Genomic DNA, 19471 nt, shown 5'->3' on the forward strand with positions numbered 1-19471 from the left:
TTCGGCTGGAGTCGTTCAGGTGGAGAGGCCGAGGCTGATCCGGAACAGCGGCGGCCGGCCGAGCAGGTAGGCGCCGACCGACTCCAGCACCGCGTCCTGGGCGGTGAGGTTCTGGCACATCACGGCGGTGTCGCGCAGCCAGCGGTCCATCGGCGAGGTGCGGTTGATCGACCAGGTCTGCAGCAGGTCGTAGAGCCGGACGACGACGGCCCGGGAGGCCCGGAAGGCGTGCAGCCAGGCGAGCGGGGAGGCGGCCCGCTCGTCCGGGGTGAGGTCGTCCAGGGTGCCGCCGGCCGCCAGCACCTCCCACTGGCGCCGGGCGGCGGCCCGGGCGCCCTCCCGGGCGGCGTTGAACTCGGCCTCGCAGCGGGCGAGTTCGGTCTGCACCCGCCAGCTGTCGGCCCAGCCGCGGCCGGCCATCCGGTCGTAGCGGGCGGTGGCGACCTCGCGGACGTGGTCGAGCGCGGCCCGGGCCACCCCGAGCGGGACGCCGCACAGGGCGCGCATGAAGGAGTCCGGCTGGGCGAGCGGGCTCGGGGCGCCGCGGACCTCCCAGAAGGTGAAGGTGTGCTCCTCGGGGACGAACACGCCGTCCATCGTGTAGTCGCAACTGCCGGTCCCGCGCAGGCCGGTGGTGTCCCAGTTCGGGACGAGTTCGACGGCGGAGCGGGGCACCAGGAACTGCCGGGAGTCGTGCGCGTGCGGGCTGCCGGGCTCGGCCCAGGGCTCGCCGTCCTGGAACAGGAAGGCGCCGGAGGTGACCCAGTCGCTGTGCGCGATGCCGGAGCCGAACGACCAGCGGCCGCTGAGCTTGAAGCCGCCGGGGACGCGCTCGGCCCGGCCGGCGGGGGCGAGCACGCCCGCGGTGATCAGGTCCAGGTCGGGGTAGACGTCCCTGACCACGGACTGGTGCAGGAAGTTGGCCAGCAGGCCGCTGTTGGCGCCGATCACGGCGCACCAGGCGGCCGAGGCGTCGCCGTGCGCGAGCGCCTCCACCACCTCCAGCTGCTCCAGCGAGGTGAGTTCGGGGCCGCCCCAGGAGCGGGCGAAGCACATCCGGAACACGCCGGTGGCGCGCAGCAGTTCGACCACCTCGGCGGGCAGCGTGCGGTTGGCCTCGATCTCCGCGGCCTTCTCCCGCAGCACCGGCGCCAACTCCCGGGCCCGGCGCAGGATCTCGGCGGCGTCCAGGGCCGCGGCGGCGCTCACCGGTCCACGTCCAGCAGCCCGGCGGGCATGGCGAACGGGGCCTGCGGGTCGGCCGGGCCGACCGCGGAGACCCGCGCCTCGACCAGGGCGGCGGCGTCGGCCAGGCGCTGTTCGCAGGCGGGGAGGCTGTCGGCCTCGCAGATCACGAAGGAGTGCCGGGCCAGGTAGCCGCCGGGGGGCAGCCGCAGCACGGTGCCGGGCGGGGCCATCGGTGCGGCGTGCCGCAGGCCGGGCGCGTCGCCGGGCTCGGGGAGGGTCAGCTCTTCGAGGCGGCAGTCCTGTTCGGGGCAGCCGAAGCGGATGCCGGCCACCGCGGTGCGGCTCGGCGCGGTCTCCGGGCGGCGGCCCACGGCGACGTCGAACAGCACCTCGCCGGGCTCGATGCCGGTGGCGATCCGGCCCAGCAGCGGGATCAGGTCGCCGCCGAGCCGGCCGTTGACCTCGACGATCAGCGGGCCGCGCGGGGTGAGCCGCAGCTCGGTGTGGGTGATGCCGTCCTCGACGCCGAGCGCCCGGTGCGCGTCGGCCAGGTGGGCCAGCAGCGCGGGGTCGGCGAGCAGCGGGTCGGCGGCGTCGACGATGTGGCCGACCTCCTCGAAGTACGGCTCGTCGCTGCTGTACTTGCGGGCCAGGAACAGCGGCAGGTACTCGCCCTTGTGGACGGCGCCGTCGACGCTGATCTCCGGGCCGCCCGCGTACTCCTCGACGATCACGCTGGCCCGGTACGGCCCGGGGTCGACCTCGCTGGCGGACAGCGCGGTGCGGAACGCCTCGTCGAGTTCCTGCTCGTCGGCGGCGAACACCACGCCGATGCTGGCGCCCATGGCGCGCGGCTTGAGCACCACCGGGTAGCCGATCCGGGCGGCGGCGGCCCGGGCCTCGGCCGGGCTCGTGGTGAGCGCGAAACCGGGCTGGCGCAGGCCGGCGGCGGTGAGCACGGTGCGGGTGCGCTCCTTGTCGCGCACGCCGCGCACGCCGCGCTCGGACAGGCCGGGGACGCCGAGTTCGGCGGCCAGCAGGCCGGCGTCCAGCACCAGCGGCTCGTCCCAGCAGAGCAGGCCGACGACGTGCCTGCGGGCGGCGATCTCCCGGACGGTGGCGTTCATGGTGGCGGTGTCGAAGACGTCGGCGACCACGATCTCGTCGAAGTACTCGCGCTGCCAGGTCGGCCGCAGGTTGTTGACCAGCAGCAGTTCCAGGCCGGCGGCGCGGGCCCGGCGGCTCATCGGGCCGACCAGGTACTCGCGGTACTCCTTGAGTCCGCTGCCGATCACCAGCAGGGTGTCCGGCGACGTTTGCTGATGTTCCGTCATGATTCCTCCTCCGCGAGGGGGTCGATGTCGAACCGGACCAGTGCGGCGGCCTCGTCGGCCAGCCGGCGGGCCTCGGCGGGGGTGTCGGCGAGGGTGGTGACGATGCCGACCCGGTCCCAGGAGCTGCGCAGGCCGGCGGCGCGGTGGCCGGGGGCGATGCCGACCGCGGCGAGCTGCACGCCCGCGGCGGCGGCGGCCGCGTCCAGGCCGTGCACGGCGGTGACGGTGCCGGGCCGGTCGGGGGCCAGGAAGGCGGCGGCGGTGGCGCGTTCGGCCTTGGCGGGCAGCGGGCCGGGGTCCTCGCCGCGCATCAGGGCGAAGTAGGCGCGGGTCAGCTCGACGGGGTAGGCGGCCTCGATCAGGTCGGTGATCGAGTCGCCGGGCAGCCGTCCGGCGCACTCGACCAGCACCGGGACGCCGTCGGCCAGGATCCACTCGCAGTGCAGCACGCCGGTGCCGAAGCCGACCGCGGCGGCCAGCCGTTCGGTCTCGGCAGCCAGCAACTCGTGGGTTTCGACCGGGAGTTCGGCCGGGACGGTGTGTCCGGCCTCGATCGGGTACCGGCCGGGGTAGAGCAGCTTGCCGGTGGTGTTGGCGAACAGCGGGCGGCCGCCCTCGACCAGCATCTCGACGCTGAACTCCGGCCCGCGGACGTACTGTTCGGCCAGCATGACGGGGGCGATCGGCCGGTCCGGGACGAACGCGCCCTCGTCCTGGGCCTGTCCGAACGCCCAGGCCGCCTCGACCTCCTCGGGGCCGTGGACCACCAGGGTGCCGACCGACGCCTGCCGGTTGGCGGGCTTGAGCACCGCCGGGCCGGGGTGCCGGGCCAGGAAGCCGGCCAGGGCGGCGGCGTCGGCGACCGGTTCGCTGGCCGGTCCGGCGATCCCGGCGGCTGCCGCGACCACCCTCAACTGGTGCTTGTCGCGCAGCAGTTGGGCCGCGCCGAGGCCCGCGCCGGGCAGCCCGTAGCGCTCCGCCAGCCGGGCCGCGAACGGCACCGCGTACTCGACGGCCGGGATCACCGCGACCGGGTCGAGTTCGGGGCGGGCGGCGAAGAAGGCGTCCGCCCGGCCCGGCAGGTGGTACTCCCATTCGATCAACTCGCGGGCGTAGTCGATGTGTTGGACGGCCTCGGCGAGGTGCCGCTTGCGGGCGACGTCCGGTTCCTCGACGTACACCACCGAGTCGGGGCCCTGGAAGGCGGCGACGGCGGGCACCGCGAAGGCCACGTAGCCGACGATCAGCACCGGCCGCGGCCGGTCGGGCGCGTTCATGCGGTCTCCCCCACGGGTTCCGGGGCGGTGTCCGGCCGGGCGGTGTCCGTCCGGTCCGTCCGGTCCGCCCGGTGCTTGGTGCCGAGCAGGGCGAGCACCCCGGCCAGGCCGTTGACCAGGGCCATCAGCACCCAGAACCCGGCGTGCAGGTGCGTCCAGGCCCAGACGCCGAACAGCGGTCCGACCGCCGAGGCCAGGCCGGCCGCGGCCTGCATGGTGGCCAGGTAGCGGGCCTTCGACCCGGCCGGGAAGGTGGCCGGGTGGGCGAACATGCTGGGCCCGGCGATCATCAGGCCGCTGACCGCGAGCACCGCGCCGAACAGCACGAACGCCCCGGAGTGCACGGCCAGCCCGTAGGCGGCCAGCCCGACCGAGTTGACCAGGTGGCCGACGCCGACCGCGAGGTGGGTGGGGATCCGGGTGATGTACGCGGTGATCTTCAGCTCGCAGGTGATCAGCACCAGCGAGGAGGCGGTCAGCACCGCGCTGTACAGCCAGGTCGGGTAGCCGTCGTGGACGATCTCCAGCGGCAGCGAGATCGAGGACTGCACGTAGGCGACCGTCCCGAGCACCACCGCCGCCAGGTAGGCGAGGTAGGCCCGGTCCCGGAGCATCAGCCCGTACGCGGCCCGGCCGCCGGAGCGGCGCTCGGCCCTCGTCCGGGGGGCGGCCGCCGGTTCGGTCGCCTGCTCGGACGCCGGTTCGGACGCCGGTTCGGGCGCCGCGTGCCGGGGCAGCAGCCGGTACGCGAGCAGCGCGTAGACCAGGGTGGTGGCGCCGTCCAGCCAGAACAGCAGGTCCCAGTCGAGCAGGATCACCCCGGCGGCGATCAGCGGGGCGAGCGCGGCGCCGGTGTTCAGGGCGATCCGCATCATGGAGAACGCCATCACCTGGTAGCGCTCCGGCATCAGGTCGCTGAGCAGCACCGAGGCGGCGGGCCGGTACGCCTGGGCGAACAGGCCGGCCAGCGCGATCGCCGCCAGCAGCACCGGGACCCGCCCGGGCCGGGCCAGCAGCGGCAGCACCGCGACCAGCGGCGCGGAGCCGGCCATCGCCGCGACGATGGTGGTGCGCGCCCCGAGCCGGTGGGTGATCTCCCCGCCGAGCACGGTGCCGAACACGGTGCCCAGGCTGTACGCGGCGAGCGCCAGGCCCGCGGTGCCGCCGGACATCCCCCGGTGCGTCAGGTACAGCACCAGGAAGGTCTGGACGAACGCGCCGAGCTGGTTGACCAGGACGCCGCCGAGCAGGTAGCGGACGGTGGTCGGGGTGGCTCTGAGCGTGTCGAGGACGCCGATCGGTGGCTTGTCGTCGTCGGTCACGCCTCCTCCTTCACTGCCTCGGCGATGCGTTCCGCGACCAGCGGAGCGGTGGAGAACCCGCTGCCGCCGCACGCGGCGCGGGTCCACAGGCCCGGGGAGACCCGGGTGAGCAGCGGGCCGCCGGTGGCGGTGTCCGCGGTGTAGTGGCAGACCCGGACGCCGGCCACGGGGTAGCGCTCCAGGTCGGGCAGGACGCCCTCGGCGGCGAGCCGGTCCAGGTACGGCTGCTGGTCCTCGCCGCGGCTGTCGGTGTCCGCGACGGGGCGGCACACGGTGTCGGAGCTGAGCTTGAGCAGGGTGCCGGCGCCGGGCGGCAGCACCCAGCCGCGGCCCGCCCGGCCGAGGCCGCCCGCGGCGGGGGCGTCGTCCCAGCGGTCGCCGCCGGGGCCCTCGTCGCCACTGGTCACGGCACCGTCCGGCCGCCCCAGGTAGAGCATGGTCTGCCGGTACAGCGTGACCGGGCTGTCGGCCAGCCGGCGGGTCCACGGGCCGCCGGCCAGCAGGGCGAGGTCGCCGCGGAGCACCTCGCCGGTGTCCAGCACGATCCGGCCGGAGCCGGTGAACACCGAGCGGACGGTGCTGTGCGGGCGCAGCGCCACCCCGGGCCGGGCGGTCAGCCAGCGGGCGGCGGCCCGCAGCACCCGGTCGGCGAGCAGCACGCCGCCGGTGCGCTCGCGCACCCCGACGGTGCCGGGCGGCAGGCCGAGCGGCGGGAGGGCGTCCGGCGCCGGCAGGTCGACCGGGACGCCGGCCTCGCCGGCCTCGGCGAGCAGTTCGTCGACCCGTTCCGCGGGGTGGGCGGTGAGCGTGCCGACCCGGCGGTGCAGCGGGGTGCCGAACAGGGTTTCCAGGTCTTCCCAGTGGCGGTGCGCGGCGATCCGGCGGGCGGTGCCGTCGGGGTCGCCGGGCAGCAGGGTGCGCAGGGCGCGGTGCTGGTCGTGCGAGGTGGCGTCGGGGTTGGGCAGCGGGCCGCGTTCCAGCACGGTGACCCGGTGCCCGGCCCGGGCGCAGGCGACGGCGGTGAGCAGGCCGGTGACGCCCGCGCCGACCACCACCACGTGCGCGGCGGTGCTCACCGTCCGCCGCCGCGCGCACCGCCGCGCGGACCGCCGCGCGCACCGCCGCGCAGGCCGGTCGCCAGCCGGGGCAGGGCGCGGGGCCGGACGGTGGTGGCGGTGGGTTCGGCGGGGATGGCGGGGTCGGGCAGACCCTCGGCGCCGAGGTCGACCAGCAGCGGGGCGGCGCAGCGCAGGAACAGGTCGAGTTCGTGCCAGAAGTCGCCGGCGTCGGCGTCGGTGACCTCCCAGCGGTCGAGCCGGCCGAGCTGTTCGGTGAGGGTGAAGGCGGCGGCGCTGAGGCTGAAGCGGCGCGGGCGCAGGGCGGCCGCGAAGCGTTCGGCGATCAGGGCGGCGGCGTGCCGGGAGCGGGCGCTGACCGGCAGCGGGCCGCGGTCGAGGTACGCCTCGGCCTTGGCGGCGACCCGGTTCCACGGTTCGACCAGGCGCTGGCCGCAGACCCGGTCCATGGCGGCGCGGGTGAAGTTGGTGCGCTGGAAGTCGGGGCCGGTGGCGGCCAGGTAGTAGCGGGCGAGGTCGCGCGGGACTTCGGCGGTGAGCTGGCGGCCGGTGACGACGTGGCCGCGGCTGGTGGAGAACTTGTCGCTGTCGAGTTCGTAGAACTCGTTGGTGACGAAGTGCGCGGGCAGCGCGAGGCCGCCGAGGGCGAGCAGCATGGCGGTGCCGGCCAGCGCGAAGGCGAAGCTGGCGTCGGAGCCGAAGAAGTAGGCCACTTCGGGCCCGGCCTCCAGTGCCCAGTGCCGTTCCTCGTCGCCGGGCACCTCGCCGCGGGACTCGGCGGCCAGCGCGATGGCGTGCAGGCTCCAGGCGACGGTCTCGGTGTCGGAGTACAGCACCTGGCCGGGGGTCTCGGCGAACGGGGCGGGGATGCCCCAGTCGATCGGCAGGGTGATCGGGTAGTCGGGCAGCCGGCGGGCCATCAGCTCCTCGACCAGCTGGGCGAGCCGGGGCCGCATGGTGGGGGCGAGCCGGGCGAAGTGGCTGGCGAGCGCGGTGCGGTGCTCCTCCAGCGGCAGCACCAGGACCTCCTTCTCCCGGAGTTCGACCGGGAGTTCGGGGTGCCGGGTGGAGCGCGGGTCGAGCAGGTCGCCGGAGGCGATCCAGTGGCCGCAGTTCTCGCACAGCCCGGCGCAGCCCTCGGCGAGGCAGACCGGGCAGCCGCCGCGGACGTAGGCGTCGGTGAGGTACTCGCCGGTGTCCGGCAGGTACGGGAAGCGCACCTTGCGCAGGCGCAGGTGGCCTTCGCCGTGCAGCCGTTCGAAGAAGGTGCGGACGGTCTTGAGGTAGCGCTCGTCGAACCGGACGAAGCCGTCGGGGACGATGCCGGCCGCGGCCAGGGTGGCCTCGACCTGCTCGGCGGCGCGCAGCCGCAGTTCCTCGGGGGCCTCGCCGAGCCGGCGGGCGGTGGTGACGATGTAGTTCTGGGTGAAGTGGACGCCGGTGCCGAACAGGCTGTCACGGCCGGTGGCGCGGGCGTAGCGGGCGCACACGTCGGCGGACAGGAACGGGCCGGCCAGGTGGCCCAGGTGCAGGTCCCCGTTGGCGGTGGGGCCGGGGGCGATCACCAGCAGCGCGGCCATCAGCGGGCACCGGCCGGGGTGAGGCCGTGGCGCTCCAGCAGGTCGCCGGTGATGTCGCGGGCCCGGTGGGCGAGCACGCTGATCAGCGAGTCCGCGATGCCGTGGGTGGCCTCGTTGACGCCCTGGAGGTAGAGCGCGGCGTCGGTGCCGGTGCCCAGGTCGACCCGGTAGTCGCGGCTGACGGAGACCTCGGACAGTCCGGTCTTGCCGGTCAACTCCCGCACCAGGGACGGCATCCGGCTGTCGTAGCCGGTGCCGAGCAGGACCAGGTCGCAGCGGAGCTCGGTGACCTTGCCGGTGCGCCGGTCGCGCAGGTCGAGGACCACCTCGCCGTCCTCCTCGCGGGCGGCGGCGACCTCGGTCATCGCCCGGACCTCGGCCCGGCCGGTGCCGATCATCTTCTCCCGGTACAGCAGCATGTACAGCTCGTCCAGGAACGGCGGGGCGAGCGCGGCGTAGTTGGTGAACCGCATCTCGTCCAGGAGTTGGGCGCGGGTGTCGGCCGGGGCGTCGAAGAACTCGTCGACGAAGGACGGGTAGAACAGCTCGTTGACGAACTTGCTGGTCTGGTAGTTCTGCAGGCCGATCGAGCGGACCAGCATGGTGACGGTGGAGTTCGGCAGGTTCTCGTACAGCGCCATGAACATCTCGGCGGCGCTCTGCGCGCCGCCGACCACCACGGTGCGCAGCGGGGCGTCCTTGTCGACGGCGTTGATCCGGCTGCGGAAGCGGGCGCTGTGGATGACCTTCTCGGCGGGCAGGTCGGCGAAGACCGCGGGGATGTGCATGTCGCGGCCGGCGCCGACGACCAGGTCGCGGCAGCGGATGGTGTCGCCGTCGGCGAGGGTGACCTGCCAGCCGATCAGCTTGCCGTCGGCGTCGTGGCGCGGCTCGGTGGCGGTGGCCTTGGCGTCGTAGCGGATCCGCACCTGCTCCAGCGAGCGGGCCACCCACTGGAGGTAGTCGGAGAACTCCCAGCGGTGCGGGTGGAAGGTGCCCAGGTTGATGAACTGGTCCAAACGGTCGTGCTGGTGCAGGAAGTTGAGGAACGAGAAGCGGCTGCGCGGGTCGCGCAGCGTCACCAGGTCCTTCAGGAAGGACACCTGGCTGCGGGCCCAGGGCATCAGCAGGTCGCGCTGCCACTTGATGTCCGGGGCCTGCTCCAACAGCAGGGTGTTCCGGGCCAGTTCGGCGGAGCCGCTCTCCTCGATCGCGGCGGCGAGGGCCAGGTTCGCCGGGCCGGCGCCGATCGCCAGTACGCCCACCTCTAGGTCAGCCACACTTTCCCCCTCGTGAACTCGGTTTCGTCCAGGGCCGGTTGACCGGTCGATCGGTCGGTTGACCGGTCGGTCGGTTGGCCGGTTGGTTCGAGGAGGAATCTAGGAATCCCGGATTCCCGGCGGGTAGGGCGGGTTTCCCGGCCGTGGGGGAAATTCCGGACGGGCACGCGAAGGGCCCCGGGATCGCCGGAACCGGTCCGGCCCGCCCCCGGGGCCCGTTCTGCCGTGCGGCCGCTACTTCCGGGTGATCCGCAGCACCCCGGTCTCGGTGCCCTGGTAGAGGGTGCCGTCGGGGGCGGTGGTGCCGGTCATCTGCAGCGGGTTGTACAGCAGGCCGATGCCGAAGGTGCTCCCGGCGACCTTGGCGCCGGTGGCCGGGTCGATCACCGCGTGCGCGTAGGTGGCGAAGGTCTGGGCGCCGACCGAGTCGGTGGGGCCGCTGACGGTGGCGGTGTAGATCAGGCCGTCCCCGAGCGAGAGCCGGGGCAGCGCGGCCGACTTGACGTCGCTCTCCCAGACGGTGGCGCAGCCGGTGCCGTCGGCGTTCAGGTCGATCCGGGCCATGCCGCCCTGGTAGGAGGCCGAGGCGGGGACGCTGGCGGGCGCGCCGTCGGGCAGCGCCGGGTACGGGTAGCCGTAGGTGTTGGTGACGAACACGCTGCGGCCGGAGGCGATCACCGCGTCCTCGGTGCCGCTGGCCGCCCACTTGGTGAGCGCGGGCGTGGTGCAGACCGGTACCGGCCCGGCGTCGACCTTGTAGACCAGCAGGTTCTCGTGCGGGGCGGCGTTGTCGGTGAGGGTGACGTACTCGGTGCCGTCGCCGGGCCCGAAGAAGCTGGGCGTGGCGCCGGTGCCCCAGCTGAGCTGGCCGGGCTTGCGGCCGGGGCCGCGGTCGTACGGGGCGCGCCACTGCACGACGGGGGTGCCGTCGGCGGCCTGGCCGAGCAGGTACAGGGCGTGGTCGGTGGCGACGGCGGTGTGGCCGGGGACGGTGGAGATGCTGTTGGCGACGCCCTCGCCGGTGGCCAGGGTGCGGACCGCGCCGGTGGCGGTGTCGGCGGTGCCGATCACGCCGTGGTCGGTGGCGAACCACACCTTGCCGTCCCAGCCGGGGCTGAGGCCGACGATGTTGTCGCCGGACGGTACCGCGGCGGCCAGCGGGGTGCGCTGGTCGACCGTCAACTGCCATCCGCTGCCGGTGCGGTGGTGCCCGATCCGGAGCAGGTCGTCGTTGCCGTCGACGGCGACCAGGGCGTCGTTCTGGTCCAGGTAGGCGTACACGCCGCCGAACAGGGCGCCCTTGGGGAGCTCCAGCGAGGCCAGGTCGTCGCCGTTCGCCGGGTCGAGCAGGTGCACGGTCGGGGTCCGGCCGAAGATCGTGGTGCACAGCGCGACCGGGTAGCCGTCCTGCCCGACCGTGACGGTGGGGCAGGCCGAGGCGAGCGCGGTGCGGCTCCAGTCGACGGCCCCGGTGCCGGGCCCGGCGTACGGGGTGGTGTCGCTGGACGCGGAGTCGCCGTGCATGCCGGCGTTGCCGTTCGGGGCGGTCGCCGGGTTCTGCGGGGGCAGCGGCCCGAAGGCGGTGGCGGCGAGCGCGGCGGCCAGGGCGAGGGCGGGCAGCAGCAGACGTGGGCGCATGGCGGGGTCCTGTTCGGGAAGTCGTGGCCCTTCCGCCGGGAGCGGAAGGAAGGGACGCCGAACGGCACCCGGCACCGGGGACGGGGCAAGCGCGGGGCCGCTCGGCGGAGTGCGTGAGCGGCCCTCGACGGGAGGGAAGGGGTGCGGGCCGCGTCAGCCGACGCGGCGACAGCCCGTCGTGGTGGCACGGCCATGGTCGACATGGCGGCGGCTCACCAACAGGGTCATGCCAGGCACCCTAGCGGCCGCGTCCCGCACCGCGCTGCCCCTTTCTCACTCCTCGGACGGACGCACCGGCTCGGCCGATCGGCCGTCCTTCGTCAGTCGGCGGTCAACTCCTGGAGGTCGGCGAGGAGTTCGGAGACGGAAACGGCGTCCAGGTCGCCGAGCCGGTCACGGTACTCGCGGCCGTTCGGCCAGTAGCCCTCCGGTGAGGCGCCCAGCCACACCGCCTCGAAAGTCTGCTCGTCGTACTCGTTGGGGAGGGTGACCACGATGCCCGGCTGGATCTCGATCACCAGGTGGCGGCCGTTCGACAGCGGCTTGTGGAACCAGAACTCCAGCCCCGCGTCGTGCGGTTCGCCGCGCCGCCAGCCGCGCTTGGTCAGGGCGAGCAGCCGACTCGTCGGGACGGTGTGCTTCTCGAACCGGTGCAGCCGGTGACCGGCGGCCTCCTCCTCGGTCAACGCGGCTGTCGGGCGGCCCAGTTGGCGGAACGGCTGGACGATCTCGTAGTCCGCGAACAGCTCCGCCCAGGCGCCGAGGTCGGCGGGTGCCAGGTGCAGCGGGTGGACGAGCCGGACGGTGGCGTCCCGGGGCAGCGCGAAGGGCTCGTCGTGGACGTCGGTGAAGGTGCGGTCCTCGGCGACCCGGAAAGCGGTGTGGTCGGCCGTCCAGACCAGGCGGCGCACCAGGTGGCCGAGTAGGGGCTGGGTGACCAGCAAGTCGGTGAACTCGCCCGCGCTCCAGGTCCGTTCGGCGACCATGGCGGCTTCCAGGCGGGCGGTCTGGTCGGCGGCCAGGGTGCGGGCTTCCTTCTTCAGGGCGGCGAAGCGCTTGCGCTCGGCGGGGGCGAGTTCCTGGTCGTCGCGGGTGCCGGGGGCGGGCAGGTCCTTGCGCCGTTTGCCGTCGGAGTCCAGCACGTACGGGCGCAGTTGCTCGTCGAAGCCGACGGTGAACGTCCGGCTGCCGTAGTCGATGACCGTGGTGCCGTCCGGGGACAGGCCCAGGTCCGGCACCAGACGGTCGGCCAACTGCTCGCCCGTCAGGCCCAGTACCTCGGCGATCTCGGCGACCTTCTCCTGGGCGCGGACCTTGAGCGCCTTGAACTTCACCCGCTGCGCGATGTTCTGGAGTTGCAGCAGGGCGGCGTCGGTGCCGATCGCGGCCAGCACGTCCAGGCCCTCCACCGCCCGCTGGTGGGCGTTCTGTCCCGGCCACTCGCGCAGCAGCGGCGCCAGCTGCCGGGCGGTGTCGTCGTCGCCGAACTCGCCGAGCGCGTACAGCGTCCAACTGCCCGGCCCCGGCATCCCGGCCTGCCGCCACTCCTCCAGCAGCGCCCAGCAGAACGCCCGCACCGTGTCGGCCCGCAGCGCCGGTGCGACCACCGCCAGGCCCGGGTACGGGTCGCGCAGCTTCCCCAACTGCAGCAGCGTCAGCAGGTGGCGCACCGCATGGAGCGGCAACGCCCCGCCACCGTCGGCCAGTTGCACCTGTGGCAGCGCCTCCGGCCGCAGCCAGGACGGGAGTTCGGGCAGCTTGGTGGGCAGCGCGGTCTCCAGCGGGTCGGATTCCAGCGCGTCCGCGACCACCGCGGCGGCCTGCTCGCCGTACCGCTCGGCCACCGCCGCCGTCAGCACCTCCGCCCCCTGCTGGGCGGCCACCAGCCGCAGCGCGTTCTCCGCCGCCAGCCGGGCCTTCCCGGCCTTGCCGACCGCCGCCGGGACCAGCAGCAGCACCCCGGCCACCCCGTGCCGGGCGAACCACGAACGGGCCACCGGCTGAACGGACTTGAGCCGCAGCAGGGCGTCCGCCATCACCTCCGCCGCGACCGCGCCCCGCACCGGCAGCAGCACCGGCGCGACCTGGGCCGGCCGGGCCACTGCCGCACCGAGCACCAGCCGCAGCGCGGCCGGGCCGAACCTGGCCAGTACCGGTGCCAACTGCTCGCCGCAGGAGGCGAGTTCGCGCGGTTCCCAGGACTCCAGGTACGGCGCCATCAACTCCGCCGGAGCGATGGCCAGCAGCCGACAGCACTGGCCGGTCCAGCCGTTCTCCTCGGATTTGCGCACCTTCTCCGCCCAGCCGATGTTCGCCGTGTACTCCCAGGAGCGGTAGGGGGTGGCCGCGAACGCCGCCGACTCGCCCTCCTGCCAGAGCAGTTGGACCTCCTGGTCGGCCACCAGGCCGGTCAGCACCCGCGGCTTGCGGACGGCGCGCCGCCGCGCCCACGGCGGGTCGACCAGCAGCGCGGGCAGCCGTTCCGGCACCGCCTCGGGCAGCGGCTCCCGCGCCCCCTCCAGGCCCCGCACGTACGCGGCGCTCTCCTCGTCCAGGGTCGGCAGGATCTCCGGCAGCCGCGAACGCAGCAACGCCACCTGCCGGTTGAGCAGGTGCCGAACCGCCGCCGCCTCAACGCCACCGCGCCGCGCCGCCGCCGACAGCACCCGCACCGAGCGCACCGGGAAGCGCTCCACCATCGCCAGCAGCACCAGCCGGAAGGTCTTGCCGGCGATCCGGTCTACCAGCTCGACCATCGCCTCGTCGGTCGGGAACTCCGCCACGTACTCGGCGCACCCGCGCGCCCAGTCGTCGTCCCAGGCATTCTGCTCCAGCGCCCCCGCCACCAGCGGCGCCGCGGCCGGCCCCACCCCGTCGGTGAGGGTGGCCACCACCTGGGGCGTCCAGTACGTCCACGCCCCGCGATCCTCCGCGCCGAACCGCTGCGCCTGCTCGGCGCTGCCGAGTGCGGGCAGCAGCAGCGCGCGCAGCAGGCCGCTCATCGCGCGCGAGTGCCCGAACATCTCGGCCAGGCACTCGTCCACCCACTCCGCCCGCTCCGGCACCAGGAACGCGGTGGCCGCCCGGCTCGCCAGGGTGCCCCGCATCCCCGCCAACTCCGCCACCACGGCGGCGTACTCGGGCTCCGGCGCGGCGGCCAGCGCCCGGCGGGCGGCCGCCAGCACCCGGAGGTCGAACTCCGTACCGGAATGCTGTATGGAGTCCAGGTCGCGAAGGGTCACCCTGGCCCGCTGCCCGTAGGACACCTGCAGCTGTGAGGTGTCCACCTCCAGGGTCATCAGGGCGGCCCGCACCGCGAGGCTCAGGCCGAAGCGCGCCGTCCAGCCCGCGAACTCCCGCTCCGCCTGGTCGGAGACCCCCCACTCCCGGACCATCGCGGTGACCACCGCCAGCCCCACCGGGTCCGGCGCACCGGCCCGGTACGCCCGGACGGCGGCCACCACTCCGGGGTCGGACCCCGGGGCGGTCAGCACCTGCTCGATCGCCCGGTGCGGCCCGGTCATGTGGAGGTCCTCCGCCTCGGCCACCGCCGCCGCGTCCACCACCGGCCACCACTCGGGCAGCGGCACCGGCACCCCGCCCCGGCGGCGCGGCAGCACGTGTTCGCGCCACGCCTCGGGCAGCACGAACACGTCCTCGCCCGGGAACCCGGCGACCGGGGCGGACACGTCGGCCTCCCGGCACTCCGCCGAACCGCCGCCGACCGGCTCCCACTGCTGCACTTCGCCCCTCCAACCCCGACCGGCCGACCACGAACCGGCCGGCCACCTGGCGGCACCCTAGCGAGCGATCCGGACATCCCGGCCCGGGAAGGGTCAGAGCATTCGCTGCGCGGTCGCGGCCTTCGCCAGCAGGGCCTCGGCCTCGGCGGTGCGGCCTTGGGCGGTGAGCAGGCGGGCCCGGTACTCCATGGCGTAGGCGTCGCCCAGTTCCTCGGCGCAGCGGAAGGCGTGCACGGCCCGGTCGAGGTCGCCGTTGTCGCGGAAGGCGACACCGAGTGCGGTGATCGGGAACGCCTGGTCCTGGGCGAGGATGCCGGGCGCCCAGCGGTCCACCGTGGCGCTGTCGCCGCGTTCCAGGCCCTGCTTGACCAGGCCCAGCATGGCGTCGGCGTCACCGAGGGCGGCGACCTGCTCCCAGATCACCTGGGCCCGGTTGTCGTCCCCGGCCGCCGAGTGGTACATGCCCAGGTTGTACCCGGCCATGGTGTTCCCGGCCGCCCAGGAGCGTTCCCACCAGTGCAGCGCGGCAGCCGACTCGCCGTTCGAGTAGAACACCGCCCCCAGGTTGCCCATCACGACGTCGTCCCCGGCCTCGGCGGCGGCCAGCATCTCGACCAGTTCGCCGTCCGGCGGCCGGTAGGACGCCCCCTCCACCAGCCGCACCTCCACCGTGTCCTGCTGCTCGCGTCGCTTCCCGCGCGACCACCACCAGCCCACCGCCACCACTCCCACCTGCGCGCACTCCGTGACCCGGCGATGATGCCACCCCGCCCCGGACGCCCGTGGTCCGGGCCGGTTGGTTCCACGGGGCCGGAGCGGGGCATGGCTTGGGGGGAGACGACCCGTGTGCAGGGCGGGGCGGTTCGGGACGAGAGGGGCCGTGGTGGGTACGGAGTGGGCGCGGGGTGCGGTGCTGTACCAGATCTACCCGCAGAGTTTCGCGGACGGGAACGGGGACGGCGTCGGCGACTTCGCGGGGCTGACGGAGCGGCTGGAGTACCTGCGCTGGCTGGGGGTGGACGCGGTGTGGCTGAACCCGTGCTTCGCCTCCCCGTTCGGCGACGCGGGCTACGACGTGGCGGACTTCCTGACCACCGCGCCCCGCTACGGGACGCCGGAGGACCTGGCGAAGTTCACCGAGGAGGCCCGCCGCGGCGGCATCCGGGTGCTGCTGGACCTGGTCGCGGGCCACACCTCGGACCGGCACCCGTGGTTCGTCCGCTCGGCCGCCGACCCGGACGACCACCGCTACGTGTGGGCGGACCGCCCGGCGCCCGGGTACGTGGCCTCGCCGGGCAGCCGGCCGGGCTGGTACAAGCCGAACTTCTTCGACTTCCAGCCCGCGCTGAACTTCGGCCACGCCCGCACCGACCCGGCCGAGCCGTGGCGGCAGCCGGTGGACGCCGAGGGCCCGCGGGCCAACCGGGCGGCGCTGCGCGAGATCATGGCGCACTGGTTCGCGCTGGGCGTCTCCGGGTTCCGGGTGGACATGGCGTCCTCGCTGGTCAAGGACGACCCCGGGTTCGTCGAGACCGGCCGGCTGTGGCGCGAAACCCGGGCCTGGATGGACGCCGAGCACCCCGACAACGTGATCCTCGCCGAGTGGGGCGACCCGGCCCGCTCGGTGCCGATGGGCTTCCACGGCGACTTCTTCCTCCAGTTCGGCGGCCCCACCGAGGGCGCCGCGCTGCGCTCGCTGTGGGACAACGGCACGGGCACCGTGCACGAGGAGTGGCCCGAGCAGCCCTGCTACTTCGACCCGGAGGGCCGCGGCTCGATGCGGCCGTTCCTCGCCGAGTGGGAGCGCGCCGCGAAGGCGATGGACGGCCGGGGCTTCGCCTCGCTGCCCACCACCAACCACGACTTCTCCCGGCTGGCCTGCGGCCCGCGCACCCGCGAGCAGCTGGCGGCGGCGTTCGCCTTCCAGCTGACCTGGCCGACCGTCCCGACGATCTACTACGGAGACGAGATCGGCATGCGCTTCGTGCCGGGCCTGCCGGACACCGAGGGCAGCGTGCTGGGCCCGCGCTACAACCGGGCCGGTTCGCGCACGCCGATGCAGTGGGACGCGACCGCGGACGCCGGGTTCTCCTCCGCCGCCGCCGACCGCTTCTACCTGCCGCTGGACCCCTCCCCCGACCGCCCCGACGTGGCCTCCCAGCGCGCCGACGAGTCCTCGCTGCTGCACCAGGTACGGGAGTTGATCGCGCTGCGCCGCGCGCACCCCGGCCTGGGCCCGGACGGGCCGGTCGAACTGCTGCACACCGGCTACCCGTTGGCGTACCTGCGGGGCGAGCGCTACCTGGTGGTGGTCAACCCGCGCCGGACGCCCGCCTGCCTGCCGGTGGAACGGGACCTGCCGGGGCGCCTGTTGCACGGGCGGGGCGTGTCGCTGACGCACTCGGTGCTGCGCGCGGAGGGCTTCTCGTACGGCGTCTTCGCCCGCTGAGGCCGCCGAACGCGTGAGGCCGCCGAGTGAGTGAGGCCGCCGCCCCTTGATCAGCCCGACTCGCCCGCGCCGCAGAGCAGTTCGGCCGCTTCCGTGCGCAGGTAGAGCACGGTGCGGCCGGTGCGGTGGCGGGCGGCGAGGCCCGCGTCGTGCAGCGCGGACAGGTGGTGCGAGACGGTGGGCGCGGACAGGCCGGTGCGGGCCGCGAGTTCGGTGGTGCTGGCGGGCGCGTCGAGTTCGGCGAGCAGCCGGGCCCGGGCCCGGCCGAGCACCCGGGCCAGGCCGTCGGGGGCGGGCGCGGCGGACTCCCAGAGCGTGGCGACACCGCGCGGCGGGTAGACCAGGCCGGGCTGCCAGGGCGGGTTGAGCTGGGAGAACACCCCGGGCCAGGCGAACACGGTGGGCACCAGGACGAGTCCGCGCGCGCCGTCCAGCCGCCGGTGCTCCTCCAGATGCCGGTGGCCGATCCGCAGCAGGTCGTGCTCCCAGCCGACCGAGGGGTGCAGGTCCGCGAACAGCCCGGCCGGGCCGGAGGCCGCCAACTGCCGGGCCCGGCGCAGGATCTCGCCCTCGGCGAGCCGTTCGATCCGTCCCCAGTGCGGGGCGATCGCGGCCTGCCAGTAGGCCCGCGCCTCGGCCGCCAGCCGGCGCGTCCCGGCCGCCGGGTCTGCGTACAACTCGGCGACCAGCGGCGGGAGTTCACCGCCGATCCGGTCCAGGTCACGGCGCACGGCGGCCGGGTCGAGCGCGGTCAGCTCGGCCAGCTGGTCGGCCAGGGCCGGGCTGCTGCCGGCGGGCACCGGGGTGAGGAAGTCCGGCACGTAGACCGTCGGCAGCCGCACCAGCTGGGAGAGCAACTCCCACTGCACGCCCGCGAGTTCGCGCCGGGCCCGGCGCACCCAGGGCAGATGGACGGCCCGCCGCCCCGGGTCCTTGAGCACCTCGACACTGGTGGTCAGCTCGCACAGCGGCGAGCGCGCGAACCTGGTGCGGGCCAGGTCCTGCGCGGAGAACTCCCAGGTCAGCACCGCTCCCCCTCGTCATCGCGGCCGGCAGGATTCGAGCAGAGTCGAATCCGTGGGCGGCCCCGATCATCGCAGGCAGCCTCGGACCATGACCAGCGCACCCCCCACCCCGCAGCACCCGCAGCACCCGCAGCACCGGCCTCGTCCGCCCCGCCAGCAGCGCCCGCACCGTCCGCTCCTGGACCGGCTCGGGCTGCCCGCCGGGGCCGGCCGCCACCGCCCGCTGATCGGCGCCCACCTGATCGACAGCCTCGGCACCGGCCTGGTGCTCGCCTTCACCCTGGTGTTCTTCACCCGCACCACCGACCTCCCGCTCACCACCGTCGGCGCGGCCGTCTCCGCCGCCCGGCTGCTCGCCCTGCCCGCCGCGCCCGCCGTCGGCCCGCTGATCGACCGGTACGGCGCCCGGAAGGTCGCCGCCTGGGCCAACGCACTCTCCGCGCTCGCCCACGCCGCCTTCCTGCTCGCCGACCGCAGCTGGCTGATCGTGCTGGTCTGCCTGCTCGCCCAGGCCGGCCAGGCCGGGTACTGGACCGCCAGCACCGGCCTGGTCGTGCTGGCCGCCCCGGACGGCGGGCGCACCCGCTGGTTCGCCCTGGTGCAGACGCTGCGCAACGCCGGACTCGGCCTGGGCGGCGCGGCCGGCGCACTGCTGGTCGGCGACGGCGGGGCGGGCGGCCTGCGGCTGCTGGTCGCCCTGAACGCGGCGTCCTACCTGGTGGCGGCGCTACTGCTGGCCCGCTGGCGCCCCGCGGTGCCCACAGAGCCCCCGGCGCCCGCGACGGTGCACGAGCAGCCCTCACCGACCACAGCGGCACCCGCGCAGCCCGCACCACCCTCAACGGCACCCGCGCAGCCCGCACCGCCCGCGGCGGTGCACGAGCGCGGCGGCTACCGCGCGGTGCTGGCCGACCGCCGCTACCTGCTGATGGTGCTGGTGAACCTGTCCTTCGTGCTGGCCTCGATGGTGCTGAGCGTGCTGCTGGCCGTGCACGTGACGGCCGCCCTGCACCTGGGCGCCCCGCTGGCCGGCGCGCTGCTGGTGCTCAACGGCGTGCAGGTGGTGCTCACCCAGAACCCGGTCTCCCGGCTGCTGGAGGGCCACCGCGCGACCCGGACGGCCGCCGCCGGGGCGGTGCTGAACGCGGCGGCGTTCGCGCTGTTCGCCGTGCTGCCCGGCGACGGTCCGCGCTGGCTGGTGCTGCCCGGGCTGGTCGTAGCCATGCTGGTGTACAACCTGGCGGAGACCGTCGCCACGCCCGGGCGCGAGGAGTTGAGCGTGGCGCTCGCCCACCCGGCCCGGCGCGGCCGGTACCTGGCGGTCAACCAGCTCTCCTGGAACCTCGGCCAGGCGCTCTGCCCCGGCCTGCTGACCCTGCTGTTCGCCCACGGCCCGTCCTGGCCCTGGCTGTTCCTGCTCGCCGCCTCGCTGGCCGCCGTCCCCGGCCTGCTCCGGCTCGAACGCCCGAGCCCCGCGGTTCCCGACATTCGGTCGGAAACCGGACCGCTCGCACAGCGCTAACATTCCGTCAGCACAAGCTGTTCGAAGGGGAGTTGAC

At 74.7% G+C, this 19471-nt stretch carries 13 protein-coding genes; 2 read left to right on the forward strand and 11 right to left on the reverse strand.

What is annotated here, in order from left to right:
* Positions 1 to 15 precede the first annotated feature (15 nt).
* From OU787_RS06025 to OU787_RS06070, 10 genes are all read right to left on the reverse strand, one after another.
* On the reverse strand, positions 16 to 1209 hold the full coding sequence (locus OU787_RS06025; protein ID WP_268658760.1) for an acyl-CoA dehydrogenase family protein: 1194 nt from the start codon (positions 1207 to 1209) through the stop codon (positions 16 to 18).
* Positions 1206 to 2522, reverse strand: coding sequence for an ATP-grasp domain-containing protein (locus OU787_RS06030; RefSeq protein ID WP_030460434.1), 1317 nt, complete (start codon positions 2520 to 2522; stop codon positions 1206 to 1208). Before OU787_RS06030 ends, OU787_RS06025 begins: the two co-directional genes overlap by 4 nt.
* Positions 2519 to 3799 carry an ATP-grasp domain-containing protein gene (locus OU787_RS06035; protein WP_268658761.1) on the reverse strand — a complete coding sequence of 427 codons (1281 nt, stop codon included), beginning with the start codon at positions 3797 to 3799 and terminating at the stop codon, positions 2519 to 2521. Before OU787_RS06035 ends, OU787_RS06030 begins: the two co-directional genes overlap by 4 nt.
* Positions 3796 to 5121, reverse strand: coding sequence for an MFS transporter (locus tag OU787_RS06040; RefSeq protein ID WP_268658762.1), 1326 nt, complete (start codon positions 5119 to 5121; stop codon positions 3796 to 3798). Before OU787_RS06040 ends, OU787_RS06035 begins: the two co-directional genes overlap by 4 nt.
* Positions 5118 to 6197, reverse strand: coding sequence for an NAD(P)/FAD-dependent oxidoreductase (locus OU787_RS06045; RefSeq protein ID WP_030460437.1), 1080 nt, complete (start codon positions 6195 to 6197; stop codon positions 5118 to 5120). Before OU787_RS06045 ends, OU787_RS06040 begins: the two co-directional genes overlap by 4 nt.
* Positions 6194 to 7777, reverse strand: coding sequence for a class I tRNA ligase family protein (locus OU787_RS06050; RefSeq protein WP_051816996.1), 1584 nt, complete (start codon positions 7775 to 7777; stop codon positions 6194 to 6196). The genes OU787_RS06045 and OU787_RS06050 overlap by 4 nt, the downstream gene beginning before the upstream one ends.
* Positions 7777 to 9057 (reverse strand): SidA/IucD/PvdA family monooxygenase, encoded by a 1281-nt coding sequence (locus tag OU787_RS06055; protein WP_030460439.1) that lies wholly within the window; start codon positions 9055 to 9057, stop codon positions 7777 to 7779. Before OU787_RS06055 ends, OU787_RS06050 begins: the two co-directional genes overlap by 1 nt.
* Positions 9058 to 9291: 234 nt before the next feature.
* Positions 9292 to 10695, reverse strand: coding sequence for a hypothetical protein (locus tag OU787_RS06060; protein ID WP_030460440.1), 1404 nt, complete (start codon positions 10693 to 10695; stop codon positions 9292 to 9294).
* Between the two features lie 320 nt (positions 10696 to 11015).
* On the reverse strand, positions 11016 to 14438 hold the full coding sequence (locus OU787_RS06065; protein ID WP_268658763.1) for a DUF4132 domain-containing protein: 3423 nt from the start codon (positions 14436 to 14438) through the stop codon (positions 11016 to 11018).
* Between the two features lie 93 nt (positions 14439 to 14531).
* Complete coding sequence (locus tag OU787_RS06070; protein WP_157852352.1) at positions 14532 to 15170, reverse strand: hypothetical protein; 639 nt, start codon at positions 15168 to 15170, stop codon at positions 14532 to 14534.
* A gap of 148 nt (positions 15171 to 15318) precedes the next feature.
* On the opposite strand from OU787_RS06070, the gene OU787_RS06075 reads away from it, so the two are divergent.
* A complete protein-coding gene (locus OU787_RS06075) occupies positions 15319 to 16887 on the forward strand; it encodes an alpha-amylase family glycosyl hydrolase (protein WP_268658764.1) in 1569 nt (522 codons plus the stop codon).
* 50 nt (positions 16888 to 16937) lie between these two features.
* Here the strand turns inward: OU787_RS06075 and OU787_RS06080 are convergent, their stop codons facing one another.
* Positions 16938 to 17915, reverse strand: coding sequence for an ArsR/SmtB family transcription factor (locus tag OU787_RS06080; protein WP_268658765.1), 978 nt, complete (start codon positions 17913 to 17915; stop codon positions 16938 to 16940).
* Between the two features lie 85 nt (positions 17916 to 18000).
* Between OU787_RS06080 and OU787_RS06085 the strand changes: the two genes are divergently transcribed.
* Entirely contained in the window at positions 18001 to 19434 is a 1434-nt protein-coding gene (locus tag OU787_RS06085) for an MFS transporter (RefSeq protein WP_268658766.1), read from the forward strand.
* Positions 19435 to 19471 lie beyond the last annotated feature (37 nt).

This window comes from Kitasatospora sp. YST-16, from assembly GCF_026802215.1.
GTDB lineage: Bacteria > Actinomycetota > Actinomycetes > Streptomycetales > Streptomycetaceae > Kitasatospora > Kitasatospora cineracea.

Excerpts from the sequence above, each read along its gene's own strand:
- OU787_RS06030 (WP_030460434.1), bottom strand. The coding sequence starts at position 2,522 with ATGACGGAACATCAGCAAACGTCGCCGGACACCCTGCTGGTGATCGGC.
- OU787_RS06035 (WP_268658761.1), bottom strand. The coding sequence starts at position 3,799 with ATGAACGCGCCCGACCGGCCGCGGCCGGTGCTGATCGTCGGCTACGTG.
- OU787_RS06050 (WP_051816996.1), bottom strand. The coding sequence starts at position 7,777 with ATGGCCGCGCTGCTGGTGATCGCCCCCGGCCCCACCGCCAACGGGGAC.
- OU787_RS06060 (WP_030460440.1), bottom strand. The coding sequence starts at position 10,695 with ATGCGCCCACGTCTGCTGCTGCCCGCCCTCGCCCTGGCCGCCGCGCTC.
- OU787_RS06085 (WP_268658766.1), top strand. The coding sequence starts at position 18,001 with ATGACCAGCGCACCCCCCACCCCGCAGCACCCGCAGCACCCGCAGCAC.